Below are 17,396 nucleotides of genomic sequence, written 5' to 3'. Positions count from 1 at the left end.
CGCTCCTCATCGAGAACCCTGCCCATTGATGATCTTTGTGTGAGAACTCAGATCATGGACAGGGTTCTCCCTGTTCCGCTAGACCTCGACCACCACAAATCCCCACGATGGTCAAAACACGAGGATGGCCGGCACCCCATCCGGGGTGCCGGCCATCGGCGTGTGTGGCGGCGGGTCAGACCCGGTAGCCGGCGGCGCGGGCCGCCTCGCGGTCCCGGCGGCGTTCCCGGCGTCGGCGCAGGAACCAGACCACGAACGCCACCATGCCCAGCAGGAACGCCAGCACCAGCACCGGCAGGATGATCGCCACCAGGGACATCAGCACGCTCGTCGCGTCCTCGGCGGTGCTGGCCACCGGTGCGCCGAAACCGGCGGTGGTCGCGTTGACCACCGGTCGGGCCGCCGCCTTGAACAGGTGCACCCCGAGCGCGATGGCGACACCGGCGGCCACCGGCACCCACTGGTGGGACGAGAAGAACCCGCCCGGGTCGCTCACCGTGACCGTCTCCGAGCCCGACCCCGCGCCGAACGCGAGGCCACCGGCGGTGGGGCGGACCACCGTCTGCACGACGTCGTTGACGTGGTCGACCACGGGCACCTTGTCGGCGACGACCTCGACCGCGAGCAACGCCGCGAGGATCGCCAGCACCCAGCCGTTGCCCAGCCACTGCCAGCCGCTGGGCAGGTCGATCAGGCTGGTGTAGCGGGCGAGCAGACCCATGGTGAGCAGGGGGATGTAGGCGTTCAGACCCGCCGAGGCGGCGAGCCCGGTACCGGTGAGGACTTCGAACACCATCTCAGCATCGCACCGGCGCGCCAGTGCCGCGCGACGGCGACGGGTCGGTCCTCGGCTACCCTCGTCGGGTGCGTCTGGTGATTGCGAAGTGCTCGGTGGACTACGTCGGACGGCTCTCGGCGCACCTGCCGCTGGCCACCCGCCTGCTCATGGTGAAGGCGGACGGGTCGGTGTCGATCCACGCCGACGACCGTGCGTACAAGCCGTTGAACTGGATGAGCCCGCCCTGCCGGCTGGAGGAGGCCCCCGGCGTGTGGCGGGTGGTCAACAAGGCCGGCGAGGAGCTGCGGATCACCCTGGAGGAGGTCTTCCAGGACACCTCGTACGAGCTGGGCGTCGACCCGGGCCTGCGCAAGGACGGCGTCGAGGCGCACCTGCAGGAGCTGCTGGCCGCCAACCCGGAGACGCTGGGGGAGGGCTTCACCCTGGTCCGGCGGGAGTACATGACGGCGATCGGCCCGGTCGACCTGCTCTGCCGGGACGCCAACGCCGGCGCGGTCGCCGTCGAGGTGAAGCGGCGCGGCGAGATCGACGGCGTCGAGCAGCTCACCCGCTACCTCGAACTGATGAACCGGGACCCGCTGCTCGCCCCGGTGACCGGCGTGTTCGCCGCCCAGGAGATCAAGCCGCAGGCCCGGGTCCTCGCCACCGACCGGGGCATCCGCTGCGTCGTGGTCGACTACGACCGGCTGCGCGGCATCGTGCGCGACGAGCTGACCCTGTTCTGACCGCCGGCCGGCCGGGCGGGGAACCACCCGCCGGGCGGGTCAGCGGCGGCCGTACAGGGCCTTGGTGATCTTGACGATCCGGGCCACGTCGGTCGGGGTCCGCTCGAAGGTCATCGCGGGCAGCAGCGACCGGGCCCGCCGGCGGGTGACCGACTTGGCCCGGCCGAACTCGCGCAGCCCGTCCTCACCGTGGATGCGGCCGAAGCCGGAGTCGCCCACCCCGCCGAACGGCAGCGTGGACATCCCGGCGAAGGTGAGCGCCGAGTTGACCGACGCCATCCCCGAGCGCAGCCGGCGGGCGATCGCCACCGCGTCGCGTCGCCCGAACACCGAACCCCCCAGGCCGTACGGCAGGGCGTTGGCCCGGCGTACGGCCTCGTCGGCGTCGGCGACCCGGGTGATGGTCACGGTGGGGCCGAAGGTCTCCTCGCGGATCGCCGACGCGGATTCCGGGACGTCCACCAGCACCGTCGGGTGCACGTACGGCGGCTGTACGGCGGCGGGACCGCCCACCACCGCCCGCCCCCCGGCGGCGATGGCCTCGTCGATGTGCCGGCGGATCACGTCGAGCTGGCTCGGCATGGTGATCGGACCGAGGTCGGCGGAGTCCGCGCCGACGGTCAGCCGCTCGGCGCGGGCGACCACCTTGCCGACGAACTCGTCGTAGACCGGTGCCACCGCGTAGACCCGTTCGATGCCGATGCAGGTCTGCCCGGCGTTGGTGAGCGCGCCCCAGACGCACGCCTCGGCGGCGGCGTCCAGGTCGGCGTCGGCGTCGACGATCATCGCGTCCTTGCCGCCGGCCTCCAGCAGCACCGGGGTCAGCGACTCGGCGCAGGCGGCCATCACCGCGCGGGCGGTCGCCGTGGACCCGGTGAAGGCCACCTTGTCGACGCCCGAGCGGCACAGCGCCGCGCCGACGTCGCCCAGGCCGTGCACCGCCGTGAACACCGGCTGCTCCGGCACCACCTCGGCGAACGTGTCGACCAGCCACTGCCCGACGACCGGGGTGTACTCGCTGGGCTTGAGGACGACCGCGTTGCCGGCGGCCAGCGCGTAGGCGGCGGAACCGACCGGGGTGAACACCGGGTAGTTCCACGGGCCGATCACCCCGACCACGCCGTGCGGCTGGTATTCGAGGTGACCTGCGAACTCGGCGAGGATCAGCCGGGAGCGGACCCGGCGCGGTCCCAGCACCCGGCGGGCGTTGCGGGCCGCCCAGTCGATGTGTTCGATGGCGGTGAGCACCTCGACGACGGCGTCCCCGACCGGCTTGCCGCCCTCGACGTGGATCAGCTCGGCCAGCTCCTCGACCCGCTGGGCGAGCAGGGCCCGCCAGCGCAGCAGCCGGGTGCGGCGGCCGGTGAAGCCGAGCCCGGCCCACCACTGCCCGGCCGTGCGGGCGCGGGCGACCGCGCGGCCGACCTCCCCGGCGGTGGCGACCGGCACGCTGCCGGCCTCGTCGCCGGTGGCCGGGCTCGTCGAGACCAGCCGCCCGTCGGAGATGACCGGGGTACCCGGGACCTGCACAGCCGTCATGGCGGCAGTCTAGCCCCGGAAGCTACCCGCCGGTAGTTGTGAATGCCGCTCAGCTATCGCTCCGTCGCCGCCTGTTCGGTGGACACCGGATGTCCGCCAGGGGTCGTGGAGATGACCGGGCGGGTGGTGAGCTGGTCACGCGAAGCTGGCAGGCTGACCGCGGGGCGACGGTGGGTGGGGAGCTGACTGTCCATGCAGGATCATCCGGAACTGAGGCCACTGCTGACGGTGGCCGCTGGCCCGATGCGCGGGGCGAGCTTCCGCGTCCGGCCCCAGCCGCAGGTGATCGGCCGGGCACCGACCGCCGACATCGCGGTCGCCGACGCGCACCTGAGCCGGCGGCACGCCGAGGTACGGCTGACCGACGACGGGGTGGTCCTCGTCGACCTGGGATCGACCAACGGCACCTGGCTCAACGACCGGCGGATCACCGACGCCGAACCGCTCACCGACGGCGACGTGATCCGGCTCGGCCGTACCGAACTGCGCTACTTCGACCCCGGACTGGCCACCACCGATCCGGTCGGCCTGCGCTTCGCCGGGGGGTCCCTCGGCCGCCGGGACCACCGGCCCACGCTGCCGCTGCCGCCGCGCCCTCCCGGCTCCACCGACGCCCTGCCGGCCGCCCCGGCCCCCGCGCCCAGCGCCGTCGACGCCTGAGGCGGACGGGGACCGACCTCCCCCGCCCCGGCCCCGACGGATAGCCTTAGCGTTCGTTCAAGTCGGCAACGGCGGAATCAACCAGGGAGGCCGGTCGTGGCGCGGGAGTTCACCAGGGTGGGCGTGGTGGGTCTGGGCACCATGGGTGCCGGCATCGTCGAGGTGTTCGCCCGCAACGGTGTCGACGTCGTCGCGGTGGAGATCTCCCCGGACGCCCTGGCCCGGGGCCGGGCCACCCTCACCCGGTCGACCGACCGGGCGGTGGCGCGCGGCAGGCTGGCCGTGGCCGACCGGGACGCCCTGCACGCCCGGGTCGACTTCCAGGTCGGGCTGGACGCGCTGCACGCGGTGGACCTGGTGGTCGAGGCGGTCCCCGAGCGCCTCGACCTCAAGCGGCGGATCTTCGCCGAACTGGACCGGATCTGCCGGCCCGACACCATCCTCGCCACCAACACCTCCTCGCTGGGCGTCACCGACATCGCCGTCGCCACCGGTCGCCCCCAGCAGGTCGTCGGCCTGCACTTCTTCAACCCGGCACCGGTGATGAAACTGGTCGAGGTCGTCCGCACCGTGGTCACCGCCGCCGACGTGGTCGACGACGTCGAGGCGCTCTGCACCCGGCTCGGCAAAGTCGGCGTGACGATCGACGACCGGGCCGGATTCATCGCCAACGCCCTGCTGTTCGGCTACCTCAACCAGGCGGTGAGCCTGTTCGAGGCGCGCCACGTCACCCGCGAGGACCTCGACGCGGCGATGACCCTGGGCTGCGGCCTGCCGATGGGTCCGCTCGCCCTGCTGGACCTGATCGGCCTGGACACCGCCTACGAGATCCTGAACACCATGTACCGGCACGGCGGGCGCAACCGCCGGCACGCCCCGGCGCCGCTGATCCGGCAGATGGTCACGGCGGGACTGCTCGGCCGCAAGACCGGACGCGGCTTCTACACCTACGACAAGCCGGGCTCGGCGCAGGTCGTACCCGATCCGGCGACCCCGACCGCCGTCGACGACGCGCCGGGCACCACGGCCGTGACCAGGGTCGGTGTCGTCGGCTCGGGGACGACGGCGGCCGATCTCGCCGCGGTGTTCGCCGCCGCCGGCCACCAGGTGGTCGCCGTCGGCGCGGACGGGCCCGCCGGGACCGCCGGGGCGGTCCGGACCGCGCTCGACGAGGGCGTCACCCGGGACGATCCCGACCCGTCCGGCCGGGACGCCGCCCTGGCCCGGATCACCTGGGCGGATGCGCTGGAGCAACTCGCCGACGTCGACCTGGTGCTCGAGGCGACGGCGGGGGAGCCGGACACCACCCGGACGCTGTTCGCCCGCCTCGACGAGGTCTGCAAGCCGGGCGTGGTGCTCGCCACCACCACCTCCACACTGCCGGTGATCGAGCTGGCGATGGCCACCCGCCGTCCCGCCGACGTCCTCGGCCTGCACTTCTGCACCCCGGTGCGGGCACGCACGCTGGTCGAGGTGGTGACCACCGTCCGGACGTCGCCGGAGGCCACCGCCACCGCCCGCGCGGTCTGCGCCGCCCTCGGCCGGACCACGCTGGTCTGCGACGACCGGGCCGGCTTCGTGGTCGACGCGCTGCTCTTCCCGTACCTCAACGACGCGGTGCAGATGCTGGCGGCCGGTTATGCCGGCGTCGACGACATCGACCACGCGATGACGCTCGGCTGCGGCTACCCGACGGGCCCCTTCGCGCTGCTCGACGCGATCGGCCTGGACGTGGCGCTGGCCGTGCAGCGGGCCCTGTACCGGGAATCGCGCGAACCGGGCCTGGCCCCCGCGCCGCTGCTGCACCACCTGGTCACCGCAGGTCACCTGGGTCGCGCCGCCGGCCGGGGCTTCCGCGAGCACACCGGGCGCTGATCCGGGTCAACGGTGGACGCCGGTGACGGCGTCTGACGGGTGTGACCTTCGAGGAGTACGTCAGCAGCCGGGGGCCGGCGCTCGTCCGGCTGGCCCGGCTGCTGACCGGCGACCCGCACCGGGCCGAGGACCTCACCCAGGACGTGCTGGCCCGGGCGTACGTGCACTGGCGGCGGATCGTCCGCACCGACCGTCCCGACGTGTACGTACGCCGGATGCTGGTCAACGCCAACCGGTCCTGGTGGCGGCGGCGGTCCAACCGTGAGCTGGTGGTCGACGGCTTCGTCGAGCGGGCCGGGCGGGCGGACGTCGGTGGCGAGGCGGCCGACCGGGACGAGTTGTGGCGACTGATCCGCCGACTGCCCGACCGTCAGCGGGCCGTGCTGGTGCTGCGCTACTACGAGGACCTCGACGACGCGACGATCGCCCAGATCCTGGACTGCTCGCCGGGCACCGTCCGGACCCACGCGCTGCGGGCGCTCACCCACCTGCGGGCACGCCTCGGTGTCCCCACGACGAACGGGAGCCGGTCGTGACCGAGCTGGACCAGCGGATCAGCGAAACCCTGCGGGAGCGGGCCGAGGGGCTGGTGGACATCGACCGGCTGACCGTCCGGGCGGTGGTCGGGGGCCGCGCCCGGCGTCGTCGTCGGCGGGTCGGGGTGGGTGTCGCGCTGGGCCTGGTGGTGGTGCTCGGCCTCGGCGTACCCACCGTGGCGGACCACTCGGGGAGACTGCCCTGGACGTCCGCCGAGCCGTCGCCGGCGACTGTCGTGCCGCCTCGGGCACCGACGGCGGCGACGGCCGCCCTCCGGCCGGACCTGGTGGGTACGGACCCGACCCTGCTGCACTTCGGCATCGACCCGGCGCGGGCCGGCTATCTCGGCTGGGAGGCCGGGCAGGGGGTGGAGAGCGTCCGGTTGGCCGTCAGCGGGGGCCGGCAGGTCGTCCTCGACCTCGGTCGTACGCCGGCGGACGTGGAACAGGCGCTGCACGAGGGAATGAGCTACGGCACGGTGCCGGACGCGGAGTCCGAACTGGTGACCGCGGCGGACTTCGACGGCACCGTCCGGACGGTCGCCCCGGCCGGTCCCGGCGGCGAGCCCGGGTGGATCCTGCGCTGGCAGCCCGTGGCGGGCCTCTACGCCCGGGTGACCACCGTCGGTCCGAACGACCGTGACCTGCGGACGGTGGCGCAGGCGTTGCGGCTGGACGAGGCGTACCGGTGTGCCACGCCGCTGCGGCTCACCGCGCTGCCGCCGGATGCCCGGCTCGCCCGCTGCGCGGTGAACCTCGTCGACCTGCCCGACTCGGTGGACGTCCTGCTCACCGTGCTGCGTGGCGAGGACCAGCGGCTCGACGTCCGCCTGGAGTACCACGCGGAGTTCGTCGGCCGCCGTACCGAAGGGAACCGGACGATCGGTGACAGGGCCGGCTACCTGCATCCGAGGGGCGACGAACTGGAACTGCTCGGACTGACCGGGGCCAGGCTCGCGGTCCGCTTCGGCCCGCCCCGTCGGGGTTTCACCGAAGCGGACGCGGCGACGGTCCTCGGCGGGGCGGTGCTGGCGGACGACCTCACCCGTCCGGCGACCTGGGACTGACCGTAACCTTGGCACGGTGAGCCCCCGTCGCAACCGTCCCCGCCGCGAGGACACCGGCCAGTTGGACGCCGAACGGGCCCGGCACGGCGTGGAGTCGGTGCAGCAGTGGCGCGACGGCGAGTGGCAGGTACGCGGGATCAGCGGCGGGGCGTCCGTCAAGACGTACCGCTGCCCCGGATGTGACCAGGAGATCCGACCCGGGGTGGCGCACCTGGTGGCCTGGCCGGCCGACGGCGCGGGTGACCTCACCGACCGGCGGCACTGGCACAACGGCTGCTGGCGGGCCCGGGACCGGCGGGGACCGAACCTGCTACGCGGCCGGGGCGCTCCCCGCTACGGATGACCCGGTTTCCGGCCGGGTGGGCGATCTGGATCACCCCGGTTGCGCCCCGGGCGAGCGACGGCGGCGGGTTCGGGTCAGACTGGGGCGGTGAGCACACCGATCCGCGCGTCGTCGATCCTGCCCGGCCACCGGGAGGACATCGAGCTGCACACCGCCGACGGCCTGCGGCTCGTCGGGGAGCTGGCCCGCCCGGTCGACCGGACGCCGGCGGGCACCCTGGTCTGCCTGCACCCGCTGCCCACCCACGGCGGGATGATGGACAGCCACGTCTTCCGCAAGGCGGCCTGGCGGCTGCCCGCCCTGGCCGACCTGGCGGTGCTCCGGTTCAACACCCGGGGCACCGGCAGCGTGCGGGGCACCAGCGAGGGCGCCTTCGACAACGCGGTGGGCGAACGGTTCGACGTCGCCGCCGCCATCGAGTACGCCGAGTTCCACGAGCTGCCGAACATCTGGCTGGTGGGCTGGTCGTTCGGCACCGACCTGACCCTGAAGTACGGCTGCGACCCGGCGGTGGCCGGGGCGATCCTGCTCTCCCCGCCGTTGCGTTTCTCGCAGCCCGGCGACCTGGCCGTCTGGGCGGAGTCGGGTCGGCCGCTGACCGCGCTGGTGCCCGAGTTCGACGACTACCTGCGCCCCGAGGAGGCCCGGCAGCGCTTCGCGGCGGTGCCGCAGGCCGAGGTCGTCGGGGTGCCCGGGGCCAAGCACCTCTGGGTGGGCGACGCCGAGCGGGTGCTCGACGAGATCGTCAGGCGGGTGAACCCGGCGGTGCCGCTGCCGCTGCCGACGAGCTGGGACGGCCCGATGGAGACCGGCGACGTCAGCGCGTACGCCGACCGGACGGTGGCCGCCTTCGCCGACACCCCCGTGCCGGGGCCCGCCGCCGACTGAGCCCTTCCGGTCGGCTCAGCGGCGGTCCTGGCGGGGGAGCACCACCTCGCGCAGGATGAGCTGCAGGGCGGCCACCACCGGGATGGCGATCAGCGCGCCGACCACCCCCATCAGAGCCACCCCGAGCAGGGCGGCGAGCAGCGCGGCCACCTCGTTGACCTCCACCGACCGCCGCATGATCTTCGGGTAGATGAGGTAGTTCTCCACCTGCTGGTAGAGCACGAAGAAGACCACACAGGCGATGCCGATCGGCAGCGCGGTGGCGAAGCCGACCAGACTGACGACCACCGCGCCGAGGGTGGCCCCGATCTGCGGGATCAGATCGGTCACCGCCACCACCACGGCCAGCGCGAACGGATAGGGCAGCCCCACGACCAGGGCGAAGACGAAGCTGGTCGCGCCGGCCAGCACCGCGATGCTCAGCGCCCCCACCATGTACGCGCCGACCTTGGTGAGGATCTCGTCGCCGATCAGGCTGACCCGCTGCCGGCGTGACCTCGGCACCAACGCGTACCCGAGATCGCGCAGCCGGTCGAAGTAGGCCAGGAAGTAGATCGTCAGCACCAGCACGGTGAGCACCCGGAAGATCGTGCCGAAGATCAACTGGGCGCCGCCGAGGACCCCGCCGAGCGCCCGGCCCACGGTGTCCGCGTTCGCCAGCTCCTGCACCCGCCGCATCACGTCGTACCGGACCACCAGGTCGTTGACCGTGCGGTTGCGGCGCAGCTCCTCGACATAGCTGGGAAGCTGCTCGATGAACTGCCCGGTCTGGGTCACCACCGGCGGCACCAGCGCCACCAGCCCGGCGACGATCAGCAGCACCAGGGTCAGCGCCACCACCGTCACCGCCAGCCCGTGCGGCAACCCCCAGCGGCGCAGCCGGACCACCGCCGGGTTGAGCCCCACCGCCAGGAAGAGCGCGATCACCACCAGGACCAGGATGCCGCCGGCATTGCGGATGCCCAGGAACACGGTGTACGCCAGCAGCACGCCGAGCGCCCCGGTGAAGCCGACCAGGAAACTGCTGCGGCGCAGTGGCCGACCGGGTCGACCGAACCGCCCCGACCCGGTGGCGACCGACCCGGCGTCGTCGTCCCCGGGGGCGTCCCGCGCTGGTGTGCCCCGCGCCAGCTCGTCCCGCGCTGGTGTGCCCCGCGCCGGCTCGTCCCGTGCCGGTTCGTCCTGTGCCGTGGGGCGGGGGGTGGGGGCGTCGGCGTCCGTCGGTACGACTTCAGGGGTGCTGTCCCGGGTCGCGTCGTCGCGTGCCGGGCCGTGCTGTGCCACCGGACCTCCCCAGTTCCGCCCCGACGCGGCACACCGGAGCGGATCAGCCGACCCACCCGGCGGGCACCTACCGTACGGGCTCCTGCCCGCAGGGTAGTGGGACGGGTGCTGCGCCGGCCACCCCGGGGCACCCCACCGTGGTCACTCGGACTCGACGGTCACCGTGCTCGGCTTGGCACTGCGCTCGTCGGTGGTCGGCTTGCTGGGCCGCTTGCCGTTCTCCCCGGTACTGGTGATCTTCGTCGGGGTGGCGCCCCGGCCGGCGGCACCCGGAACCGCGGCGACCGTCGGTTCGCCGTCCACTCCGGCGCTCGCCGTCCCGCCGTCCACCGTGGTCACCGGCTCGGCCTTCGGCTTCGCGGCACCGTCCGTACCGCCGGTCGGCTTCGTGCCGTTGGCGCCCGGACCGCCGGCTGGCCTGGTGACGGCCACGACCGAGTCCGCACCGGCGACGACCGGCTTCTTTCCGGCGTCGCCGTCGGCGGAGGGCTTCGCGCTGTCGACCGCACCGGAGCCCGCCGGCTGCGGTGCCGGGGCGTCGGCGGTGCGCGTCGGCTTCGGCTTCCTGCCGTTGCCGAGCGGACCCGTCCCCGGCCGGTCGCCGTCCGGGGACGGCACCACCGCGTCGACGCCCACCGGCGTCGCGGCGCTCGCCCGCAGGGCGGTGGCCTCCCGTTGCAGGTCGTCGTGCTCCTGCCGCGCCTGCCAGGTCTCCTGACGCAGGTCGGCGAGCTGCTGCTGGGCCTGGGCGATCTCCAGCATCACCCGGGCGAGCTGCTGCCGGCCGGCCGCCGCCTCCTGCTGGGTGGCGGCGAGGTGCTGCTGGGTGGTCGCCAGGTGCTGCTGGGTCGTGGCCGCGTACTCGTCGAACTGCCGGCGGGAGGCGGCGACGTGCTCGTCGGCCTGGCGACGCTTCTCGGCGGTCTCCCGCTCGACCCGGTCGAGCAGCTCGGTGGTCTCCTGCTCCACCCGCCGACGCAGCTCGGTGGTCTCCTGCTCGGCCGTGCGGCGCAGCGTCGCCGCGTCCGCCTCGGCGGCCCGGCGGATCTCGGCCGCACCCTGCTCGATCTCGTCCCGCCGGGCGGCCCACTCCCGCTCCAGCTCGGCCTGCCGCGTGCCGTGCTGCTGTTCCAGCTCGTCGTGCCGGGCCCGGTGCTTGCGGTCCAGTTCGTCGCGGCGCTTGGCGAACTCCTGCTCGGCGGCGGCCCGGCGCTGGGCCAGCTCCCGGTCGGCAGCCTCCCGCCGGCCGTTGACCTCCTGCTCCACCCCCGCGCGCCAGGCCCCCAGCTCCTGCTGCGTCTGGGCGCGGGACTGCTGCACGTACGCCTCGGTCTCGGTGCGCATCCGCTGCACGTACGCCTCGGCCTCGGCCCGGCTGCGTTGGGCCGTCTCGGTCGCCTCGGTGGTCAGCCGCTGCGCCTCCTGCCGGGCGCGTTCCCGGGTCGCCTTGGCCGCGCCGTCGGCGTCGTCGGTGACCTGCTTGGCCTGCTGGAGCGCCTTGGCGTGGGTGGCGCGGCTGGTCTCCGTCGCCGAATCGACGAGCCGCCGGGCCTCCTGCTGCGCCTTGAGGTGCACCTCCTTGGCGGCCTCGCGCAGGTCGGTGGCCTCCTTCTGGGCCTTGGCCAGCGCCGCCTTCGCCGTCTCGCGGAGCTTGGTGGCCTCCTGCTGGGCCCGGGTGTGGATCTCCTTGGCGGTGTCGCGGAGCTGGGTGGCCTCCTGCTGGGCCCGGTTCAGGGCCTCCTGGGCGGCGGTCCGCAACCGGTTGGACTCGTCCTCGGCGGTGGCGCGCAGCAGGGTCGCCTCGTCCTTGGCGGTGCTGCGCAGCCGAGCGGCCTCCTGCTTGGCGGTACGCACGGCGGCGTCCGCCTCGGCCTTGCGGGCCGTGGTGTGCCGTTCCTCCTCGGCACGCCGGGCGGCGAGCGCGATCTCGAAGTCCTTGAGGGCCCGGGCGGCCTGCTCACGGGCCTCGTCGATGATGTGCTCGGCGGCGGCCCGACGGGCCTCGATCTCCTCGTTGGCGGCGACCAGGATGGCGTCCGCCTGCTCCTCGGCGAGGGCGAGGATCTGCTCGACCCGGGGGCCGAGATGCTTGAAGGAGGCCCGGTCCACCACCCCGACCTGCTTGCGCACCTGGGCGAGATCCCGCTGCAGGTGCTCGACCTGACCGGCCAACTTGTGGATCTGGGTGTACGCCTGTTCCCGCTCACCCGTCAGCGTGGCGATCTCGTGCTCCGCACGAGCGACGTACCGGTCGACCTGTCGTTTGTCGTATCCCCGCAGAGCGGACTCGAAGCTGGGCTCCGTCGTCACATCCCCGCCGAGAGCGAACAGTTCCTCGCCGTGCGACATGCCCCCATCCTCACACGCATCCGGCCCTCCGGGGGCGATACGGACGCCGCTGTGGGGAGCTGTTTCAGTGCTGTCCCGCGACAGGGTGTCACAGGGCGGGAACGGGCGCGGCGCGGGGGTGCACCGGTATCCGGTGTCCCTCCGCGCCGCGACTCATGCCCCGTCGATGCGTTCGGTCAGCTGGCGGTCTCCGCGGTCGCCCGGGACTCGGCGTCGGCCTTGGCCGGCTCCGCCTTGGCCGGCGCGGCGGCCTGCTGCTGGGCCGGAACGCCCGGCACGATCCCGGCCAGGCCGGAGAGCATCTGGCCGAGCTGCGAGGTGACCGCGTCCTTCTGGCGGGTGAGGTCCTCCACCTCGCGGCGGGCCGCCTGGGTGGTCAGGTCCGCCTCGGTGCGTGCCTCGGTGAGCAGCCGCTTCGCCTCGGCCTTGGCCTCGTTGAGGGTCTTCTCGGCCAACGCCTTGGCCTTGTCGACGGTGTCGTTGGCGGTGCGCTCCGACTCGACCCGGCGGGCCTCGGCGCGCTGCTCGATCTCCTTGGCCCGCTCCTGGGCGGCCCGCGCCCGCTGCTCGGCCTCGCCGACCAGCTTCTGGGTCTGCGCCACCTGGGCGGCGTGCCGCTCCGACTCCTCGCGCTCGGCCTTCTCCCGCCGCTCGGCGAGCTGGAGCTCCAGCGCCTGGAGGTCCTTGTCCCGCTTGTCGCGGGCGTCGGTGAGCAGCTTGGTGGCCTCGGCGCGCTTCTCCTCGGCCTCCCGCGCGGCCTTCGCCCGCTGCTGGGTGATCTCCCGCTCGGCGGTGGCGCGCAGGGTGGCGACCTCCCGCTCGACGGTGGACTTCAGCTCCGCCACCTCGTGCGCGGTGACCGTACGCAGCTGCTTGGTCTCCCGGTCGGCGTCGGCGCGCAGCGTGTCGGCCTCCCGACGGGCCTGCACCCGGGCCTCGGCGGCCTCCCGCTCGGCGGCGGTGCGGACGGTGCCGGCCTCCCGCTCGGCGGTGGCCTTCATCGCGGCGGCCTCGGCGCGCGCCTTGTCGGTGATCTCCCGCGCCTCCAGCCGGGCAGCGGAGAGGATCCCTTCCGACTCGCGCTTGGCCTCGTTGCGGTGGTCGTTGGCCTGCTCCTCGGCCAGCCGCAGGATCTGCTCGACCCGGGTGCCGAGACCCGAGAGGGTCGGCCGGCTGTTCTCCTCGAGCTGCTTGTTGGTGTCGGTGAGCTTCTGCTCGAGCGCGGCCTGCCGCTGCTCGGCCTGGCGGAGCCGACGCTGGGCGTCGTTCATCCGCTGCTCGGCCTCGGCGCGGGCCTGCTCCGACTGGGTCAGCGCGGCCGTCATCCGACCGAGGAAGTCGTCGACCTGGTGGGTGTTGTATCCACGCAGGCCCACCGTGAAGTCGGGCTGCGAGTTCGCGTTATCGAAGAACGCGAGAGGGGAGGACTGCTGCTGGGGCATTGGGACATACTTGCAGACCCCCCGGGGTCGTTCGCAAGAGCGGTGCCGAGCTTTCGTGTCCTCTTTACATGGTCCACCGGGTCGTACCGGCGGCCGGCACCAAACGGCGATCTTGGCAGGTCCGGGCGGCCCCACCGCCGCTACCGCCCGCTATCCCGGCAGTGCCCGACCCTTTCCCCGCCGCCCCCGAAATGCCACCCCCACACAATGCCCCCACCACCCCCCGAAAACGCCAATCCGCCCCCCGCCCTCCCTCGCCCCGCCCCGCTCCCACCCCCGCCCCGCCCCGGTGATCAAGAGGTTTGCGTCAGGTCTGGAGATCGAGATGACGCAAACCTCTTGATCAACACGGAAGGGGCGGGGGTGGGGACGCGGGGAGAGGACAGTGTCAGTGGGGGGTGTCGGCGGGTTGGACGAGTTCGATGAGGACGCCGCCGGCGGCCTTGGGGTGGACGAAGTTGACCCGGGAGTTGGCGGTGCCGCGTTTCGGGGTGTCGTAGAGCAGCCGTACGCCGCGCTCGCGCAGGATCGCGCAGGCCGCGTCGATGTCGGCGACCGTGTACGCCACCTGCTGCACCCCCGGGCCGTTGCGGTCGAGGAACTTGGCGATGGTCGACTCCGGCGACAACGGGGCGAGCAGCTGCACGCAGCCGCCCTCGGCGGTCGGGCCGACGGCCATCATCGCCTCGCGTACGCCCTGCTCGGTGTTGGTCTCCTCGTGTATGCAGCGCATCCCGAAGGTGCGCTGATAGAAGTCGATCGCGGCGTCCAGGTCGGCGACCGCGACCCCGACGTGGTCGATACGGCGCAGCCCGATGTCTGTGACGTAGTCGGCAGCGGGCTCGACGGGGGAGTTCTCAGCCATGACGCTAGTCTGGCCGAACAGCCGTTAAGGCGTACAGCTCGGTACCCCCCCCCTCGGAGGCAGACAGTGGCATCGGTCATCGTCAGCGGCGCGCGGACCCCGATGGGCCGGCTGCTGGGCAACCTGAAGGACCTGCCGGCGACGAAACTCGGCGGCATCGCGATCAAGGCGGCGCTGGAGCGCGCCGGGGTCGCCCCGGACCAGGTGCAGTACGTGATCATGGGCCAGGTGCTCCAGGCCGGTGCCGGGCAGATCCCCGCCCGGCAGGCGGCGGTGGAGGCGGGCGTCCCGATGTCGGTGCCGGCGCTGACCATCAACAAGGTGTGCCTCTCCGGCCTGGACGCGATCGCCCTGGCCGACCAGCTCATCCGGGCCGGCGAGTTCGACATCGTGGTGGCCGGTGGCATGGAGTCGATGACCAACGCCCCGCACCTGCTGCTCGGCCAGCGCGCCGGTTACAAGTACGGCGACGTGACGATCAAGGACCACATGGCCCACGACGGGCTCAGTGACGCCTGGGACTGCTGCTCGATGGGCGAGTCCACCGAGCGGCTCGGCGTACGGCACGGCATCACCCGCGAGGAGCAGGACGCGTTCGCGGCGGCCAGCCACCAGCGGGCCGCCGCCGCGCAGAAGAACGGCCACTTCGCCGACGAGATCACCCCGGTGGTCATCCCGCAGCGCAAGGGCGACCCGCTGGTGATCAGCGAGGACGAGGGCATCCGGCCGGACACCACCGCCGAGTCGCTGGCCAAGCTGCGCCCGGCGTTCGCCAAGGACGGCACGATCACCGCCGGCACCTCGTCGCCGATCTCGGACGGCGCGGCGGCAGTGGTCGTGATGAGCAAGGCCAAGGCGAACGAGCTGGGCCTGGCCTGGCTGGCCGAGGTCGGTGCGCACGGCAACGTGGCGGGCCCGGACAATTCCCTGCACTCGCAGCCGTCCAACGCCATTCAGCACGCCCTGAAGAAGGGTGGCCTGAGCATCGACGATCTCGACCTCATCGAGATCAACGAGGCGTTCGCCCAGGTCGGCATCCAGTCCGCGCGGGACCTCGGGGTCGGCGCCGACAAGATCAACGTCAACGGCGGCGCCATCGCGCTGGGGCACCCGATCGGCATGTCCGGCGCCCGGCTGGTGCTCACCCTCGCGCTGGAGCTGAAGCGGCGCGGCGGCGGTACCGGCGCGGCGGCACTCTGCGGCGGTGGCGGCCAGGGCGACGCCCTGATCATCCACGTGCCGGCCGACGCCCAGGGCTGACCCGCGCCCCGGGTCTGCGAGCGTGGGGAGCGACAGGGGTTGGCGAGCCGCGCTGTCGTGAGTGAGGGTGGCTCGGTGGTGAGCGCGAGGAGTGAGCGGGGTTTGCGAGCCCCGTAGTCGTGGGGCGAAGGTGGCTCGGTGGTGAGCGCGAGGAGTGAGCGGGGTTTGCGAGCCACGTAGTCGTGGGGCGAAGGTGGCTCGGTGGTGAGCGCGAGGAGTGAGCGGGGTTTGCGAGCCCCGCAGTCGTGAGCGAAGGTGGCCCAGTGACTGTCGAGAACGCCCCCGCCCCGGCCGCTGTCCCGGTTCGTCGCAGTCGGGACGTACCGATGCTGGTGGCCCGGGCGCGCGAGGGTGACCCCCGGGCGGTGGCCCGGCTGATCACCCTGGTGGAGTCCGGTGACGAGGTGCTGCCGCAGGTGGCGGCGGCGCTCGCGCCGTACGCCGGGCAGGCCCAGGTGGTCGGGTTGACCGGTTCCCCGGGGGTGGGCAAGTCGACCACCACCAACGAGCTGGTGCGGGCGTTGCGGGCGGGCGGGCACCGGGTCGGGGTGCTGGCCATCGACCCGTCCAGCCCGTTCACCGGCGGGGCGATCCTCGGCGACCGGGTGCGGATGCAGGATCACGCCACCGACCCGGGCGTCTACATCAGGTCGATGTCCAGCCGGGGTCACCTCGGCGGGCTGTCCGCGGCCACCCCGCAGGCGGTCCGGGTGCTGGAGGGTGCCGGCTGCGACGTGGTGCTGGTGGAGACGGTCGGGGTGGGCCAAGCCGAGGTGGAGGTGGCGTCGCTCGCCGACACCACGCTGGTGCTGCTCGCCCCGGGCATGGGCGACGCGATCCAGGCGGTCAAGGCCGGCATCCTGGAGATCGCCGATGTCTTCGTGGTCAACAAGGCCGATCGGGACGGCGCGGACAACACCGTCCGCGACATCCAGGGCATGATCGCGCTGGGCGAGCGCGGGCCGGGGCAGTGGCGTCCGCAGGTGGTCCGGTCGGTCGCCGCGCGCGGCGAGGGGATCGACGACATCGCCGCCGCGATCGACAAGCACCGGGCCTGGCTGGAGCAGCACGACGAGCTGCGCCGCCGCCGGGAGAAGCGGGCCGCCGCCGAGATCGAGGCGATCGCGCTGGGCATCCTGCGCGCCCGCATCGGTTCCCTGCGCGACGGTACGGAGCTGAGCACGCTCGCCGCAAAGGTGGCCGAAGGTGCGCTGGACCCGTACGCGGCGGCGGACGAACTCCTCGCCCAGATCAGCTCCTGACCGGGCCTGCGGGCCGGACACCACCCGCCCCTTTTCGGGGGACGTATTGCTGCTCTTGAATGCCGTGATGTACGCGTGTATACAGGAACGGTGAAACTGATCTCGGGCCCGGGCGCATTCTGTACGCCCGGGGCGCGGTCTCCGAACCGAGGAAGGGAAGGAACACCGTGACCAGGATCGGAACAATGGCCACCCGGCTCGGCGTCTCCGGCGCGCTCGTCGTCGGCGCCGTGTCGCTGACGTTGGCGACGACGGCGGCCGCCGCGAGCGCCGGCTCGGTGAGCGGCGGTTGGTTCACCAACAGCACCGCCTGTTACCAGGCCGGCAGCAATGCGGTCGAGCTGCCGAATTCGCGGTACCGCGACTATGCCTGCAACTATTCCGCCAGCCACAACCCGCACTGGCACCTGGTCCTCTACACCTGATCCGGACCGCGCCGTCGCGGAATGGGAACGACCGTTCCGCTGGCCGCTCCAGCAGTCCGCGCGCTCTGGCCTCCCCG

Annotated in this window: 16 protein-coding genes; 10 read left to right on the top strand and 6 right to left on the bottom strand. The window is 73.1% G+C overall.

The genetic code is table 11. The annotated features are described in order from the left end of the window. Positions 1-175: 175 nt before the first annotated feature. Positions 176-793, bottom strand: a complete 618-nt coding sequence (locus JQX11_RS29220; protein ID WP_145923013.1) for a DUF4126 domain-containing protein — start codon at positions 791-793, stop codon at positions 176-178. A gap of 71 nt (positions 794-864) precedes the next feature. Between JQX11_RS29220 and nucS the strand changes: the two genes are divergently transcribed. Next, the gene (nucS, locus tag JQX11_RS29215) at positions 865-1,524 is read left to right on the top strand and encodes an endonuclease NucS (RefSeq protein ID WP_145921447.1); all 660 of its coding nucleotides are present in this window, start codon (positions 865-867) and stop codon (positions 1,522-1,524) included. 39 nt (positions 1,525-1,563) lie between these two features. Here the strand turns inward: nucS and JQX11_RS29210 are convergent, their stop codons facing one another. Then, the gene (locus tag JQX11_RS29210; RefSeq protein ID WP_204928134.1) at positions 1,564-3,063 is read right to left on the bottom strand and encodes an aldehyde dehydrogenase family protein; all 1,500 of its coding nucleotides are present in this window, start codon (positions 3,061-3,063) and stop codon (positions 1,564-1,566) included. 192 nt (positions 3,064-3,255) lie between these two features. Here JQX11_RS29210 and JQX11_RS29205 point away from each other — a divergent pair, with 192 nt between their 5' ends. The 6 genes from JQX11_RS29205 to JQX11_RS29180 all read left to right on the top strand — a co-directional run bounded on the left by JQX11_RS29205 (position 3,256) and on the right by JQX11_RS29180 (position 8,432). Then, positions 3,256-3,723 (top strand): FHA domain-containing protein, encoded by a 468-nt coding sequence (locus JQX11_RS29205; protein WP_204928133.1) that lies wholly within the window; start codon positions 3,256-3,258, stop codon positions 3,721-3,723. A 96-nt stretch (positions 3,724-3,819) separates the two neighbouring features. Then, complete coding sequence (locus JQX11_RS29200; protein ID WP_204928132.1) at positions 3,820-5,598, top strand: 3-hydroxyacyl-CoA dehydrogenase; 1,779 nt, start codon at positions 3,820-3,822, stop codon at positions 5,596-5,598. Positions 5,599-5,639: 41 nt separating this feature from the next. Beyond that, entirely contained in the window at positions 5,640-6,134 is a 495-nt protein-coding gene (locus tag JQX11_RS29195; protein WP_204928131.1) for a SigE family RNA polymerase sigma factor, read from the top strand. Further along, positions 6,131-7,201: a hypothetical protein gene (locus JQX11_RS29190; protein ID WP_204928130.1), complete on the top strand. Its 1,071-nt coding sequence runs from the start codon at positions 6,131-6,133 to the stop codon at positions 7,199-7,201. The genes JQX11_RS29195 and JQX11_RS29190 overlap by 4 nt, the downstream gene beginning before the upstream one ends. 16 nt (positions 7,202-7,217) lie before the next feature. Then, entirely contained in the window at positions 7,218-7,544 is a 327-nt protein-coding gene (locus tag JQX11_RS29185; protein ID WP_088642767.1) for an Rv1322 family protein, read from the top strand. Positions 7,545-7,631: 87 nt separating this feature from the next. Beyond that, entirely contained in the window at positions 7,632-8,432 is an 801-nt protein-coding gene (locus JQX11_RS29180; protein ID WP_204928129.1) for an alpha/beta hydrolase, read from the top strand. A gap of 15 nt (positions 8,433-8,447) precedes the next feature. Here the strand turns inward: JQX11_RS29180 and JQX11_RS29175 are convergent, their stop codons facing one another. The 4 genes from JQX11_RS29175 to mce all read right to left on the bottom strand — a co-directional run bounded on the left by JQX11_RS29175 (position 8,448) and on the right by mce (position 14,372). Continuing rightward, positions 8,448-9,563, bottom strand: coding sequence for an AI-2E family transporter (locus tag JQX11_RS29175; protein ID WP_204928151.1), 1,116 nt, complete (start codon positions 9,561-9,563; stop codon positions 8,448-8,450). Positions 9,564-9,857: 294 nt separating this feature from the next. Then, positions 9,858-12,065: a coiled-coil domain-containing protein gene (locus tag JQX11_RS29170; RefSeq protein ID WP_204928128.1), complete on the bottom strand. Its 2,208-nt coding sequence runs from the start codon at positions 12,063-12,065 to the stop codon at positions 9,858-9,860. Positions 12,066-12,241: 176 nt separating this feature from the next. After that, positions 12,242-13,507: a DivIVA domain-containing protein gene (locus JQX11_RS29165; RefSeq protein ID WP_088642764.1), complete on the bottom strand. Its 1,266-nt coding sequence runs from the start codon at positions 13,505-13,507 to the stop codon at positions 12,242-12,244. A gap of 388 nt (positions 13,508-13,895) precedes the next feature. Further along, a complete protein-coding gene (gene mce / locus JQX11_RS29160) occupies positions 13,896-14,372 on the bottom strand; it encodes a methylmalonyl-CoA epimerase (protein ID WP_204928127.1) in 477 nt (158 codons plus the stop codon). Between the two features lie 66 nt (positions 14,373-14,438). Here mce and JQX11_RS29155 point away from each other — a divergent pair, with 66 nt between their 5' ends. The 3 genes from JQX11_RS29155 to JQX11_RS29145 all read left to right on the top strand — a co-directional run bounded on the left by JQX11_RS29155 (position 14,439) and on the right by JQX11_RS29145 (position 17,319). Continuing rightward, positions 14,439-15,632 carry an acetyl-CoA C-acetyltransferase gene (locus JQX11_RS29155; protein WP_204928126.1) on the top strand — a complete coding sequence of 398 codons (1,194 nt, stop codon included), beginning with the start codon at positions 14,439-14,441 and terminating at the stop codon, positions 15,630-15,632. 326 nt (positions 15,633-15,958) lie between these two features. Beyond that, positions 15,959-16,894: a methylmalonyl Co-A mutase-associated GTPase MeaB gene (gene meaB, locus JQX11_RS29150; protein WP_232378828.1), complete on the top strand. Its 936-nt coding sequence runs from the start codon at positions 15,959-15,961 to the stop codon at positions 16,892-16,894. A 185-nt stretch (positions 16,895-17,079) separates the two neighbouring features. After that, on the top strand, positions 17,080-17,319 hold the full coding sequence (locus tag JQX11_RS29145) for a hypothetical protein (protein ID WP_204928124.1): 240 nt from the start codon (positions 17,080-17,082) through the stop codon (positions 17,317-17,319). The last annotated feature ends 77 nt before the right edge of the window (positions 17,320-17,396 follow it).

This window comes from Micromonospora humida, from assembly GCF_016901255.1.
GTDB classification, from domain to species: Bacteria; Actinomycetota; Actinomycetes; order Mycobacteriales; family Micromonosporaceae; genus Micromonospora; species Micromonospora wenchangensis.
This window is presented reverse-complemented; position numbering and strand designations above follow the sequence as displayed.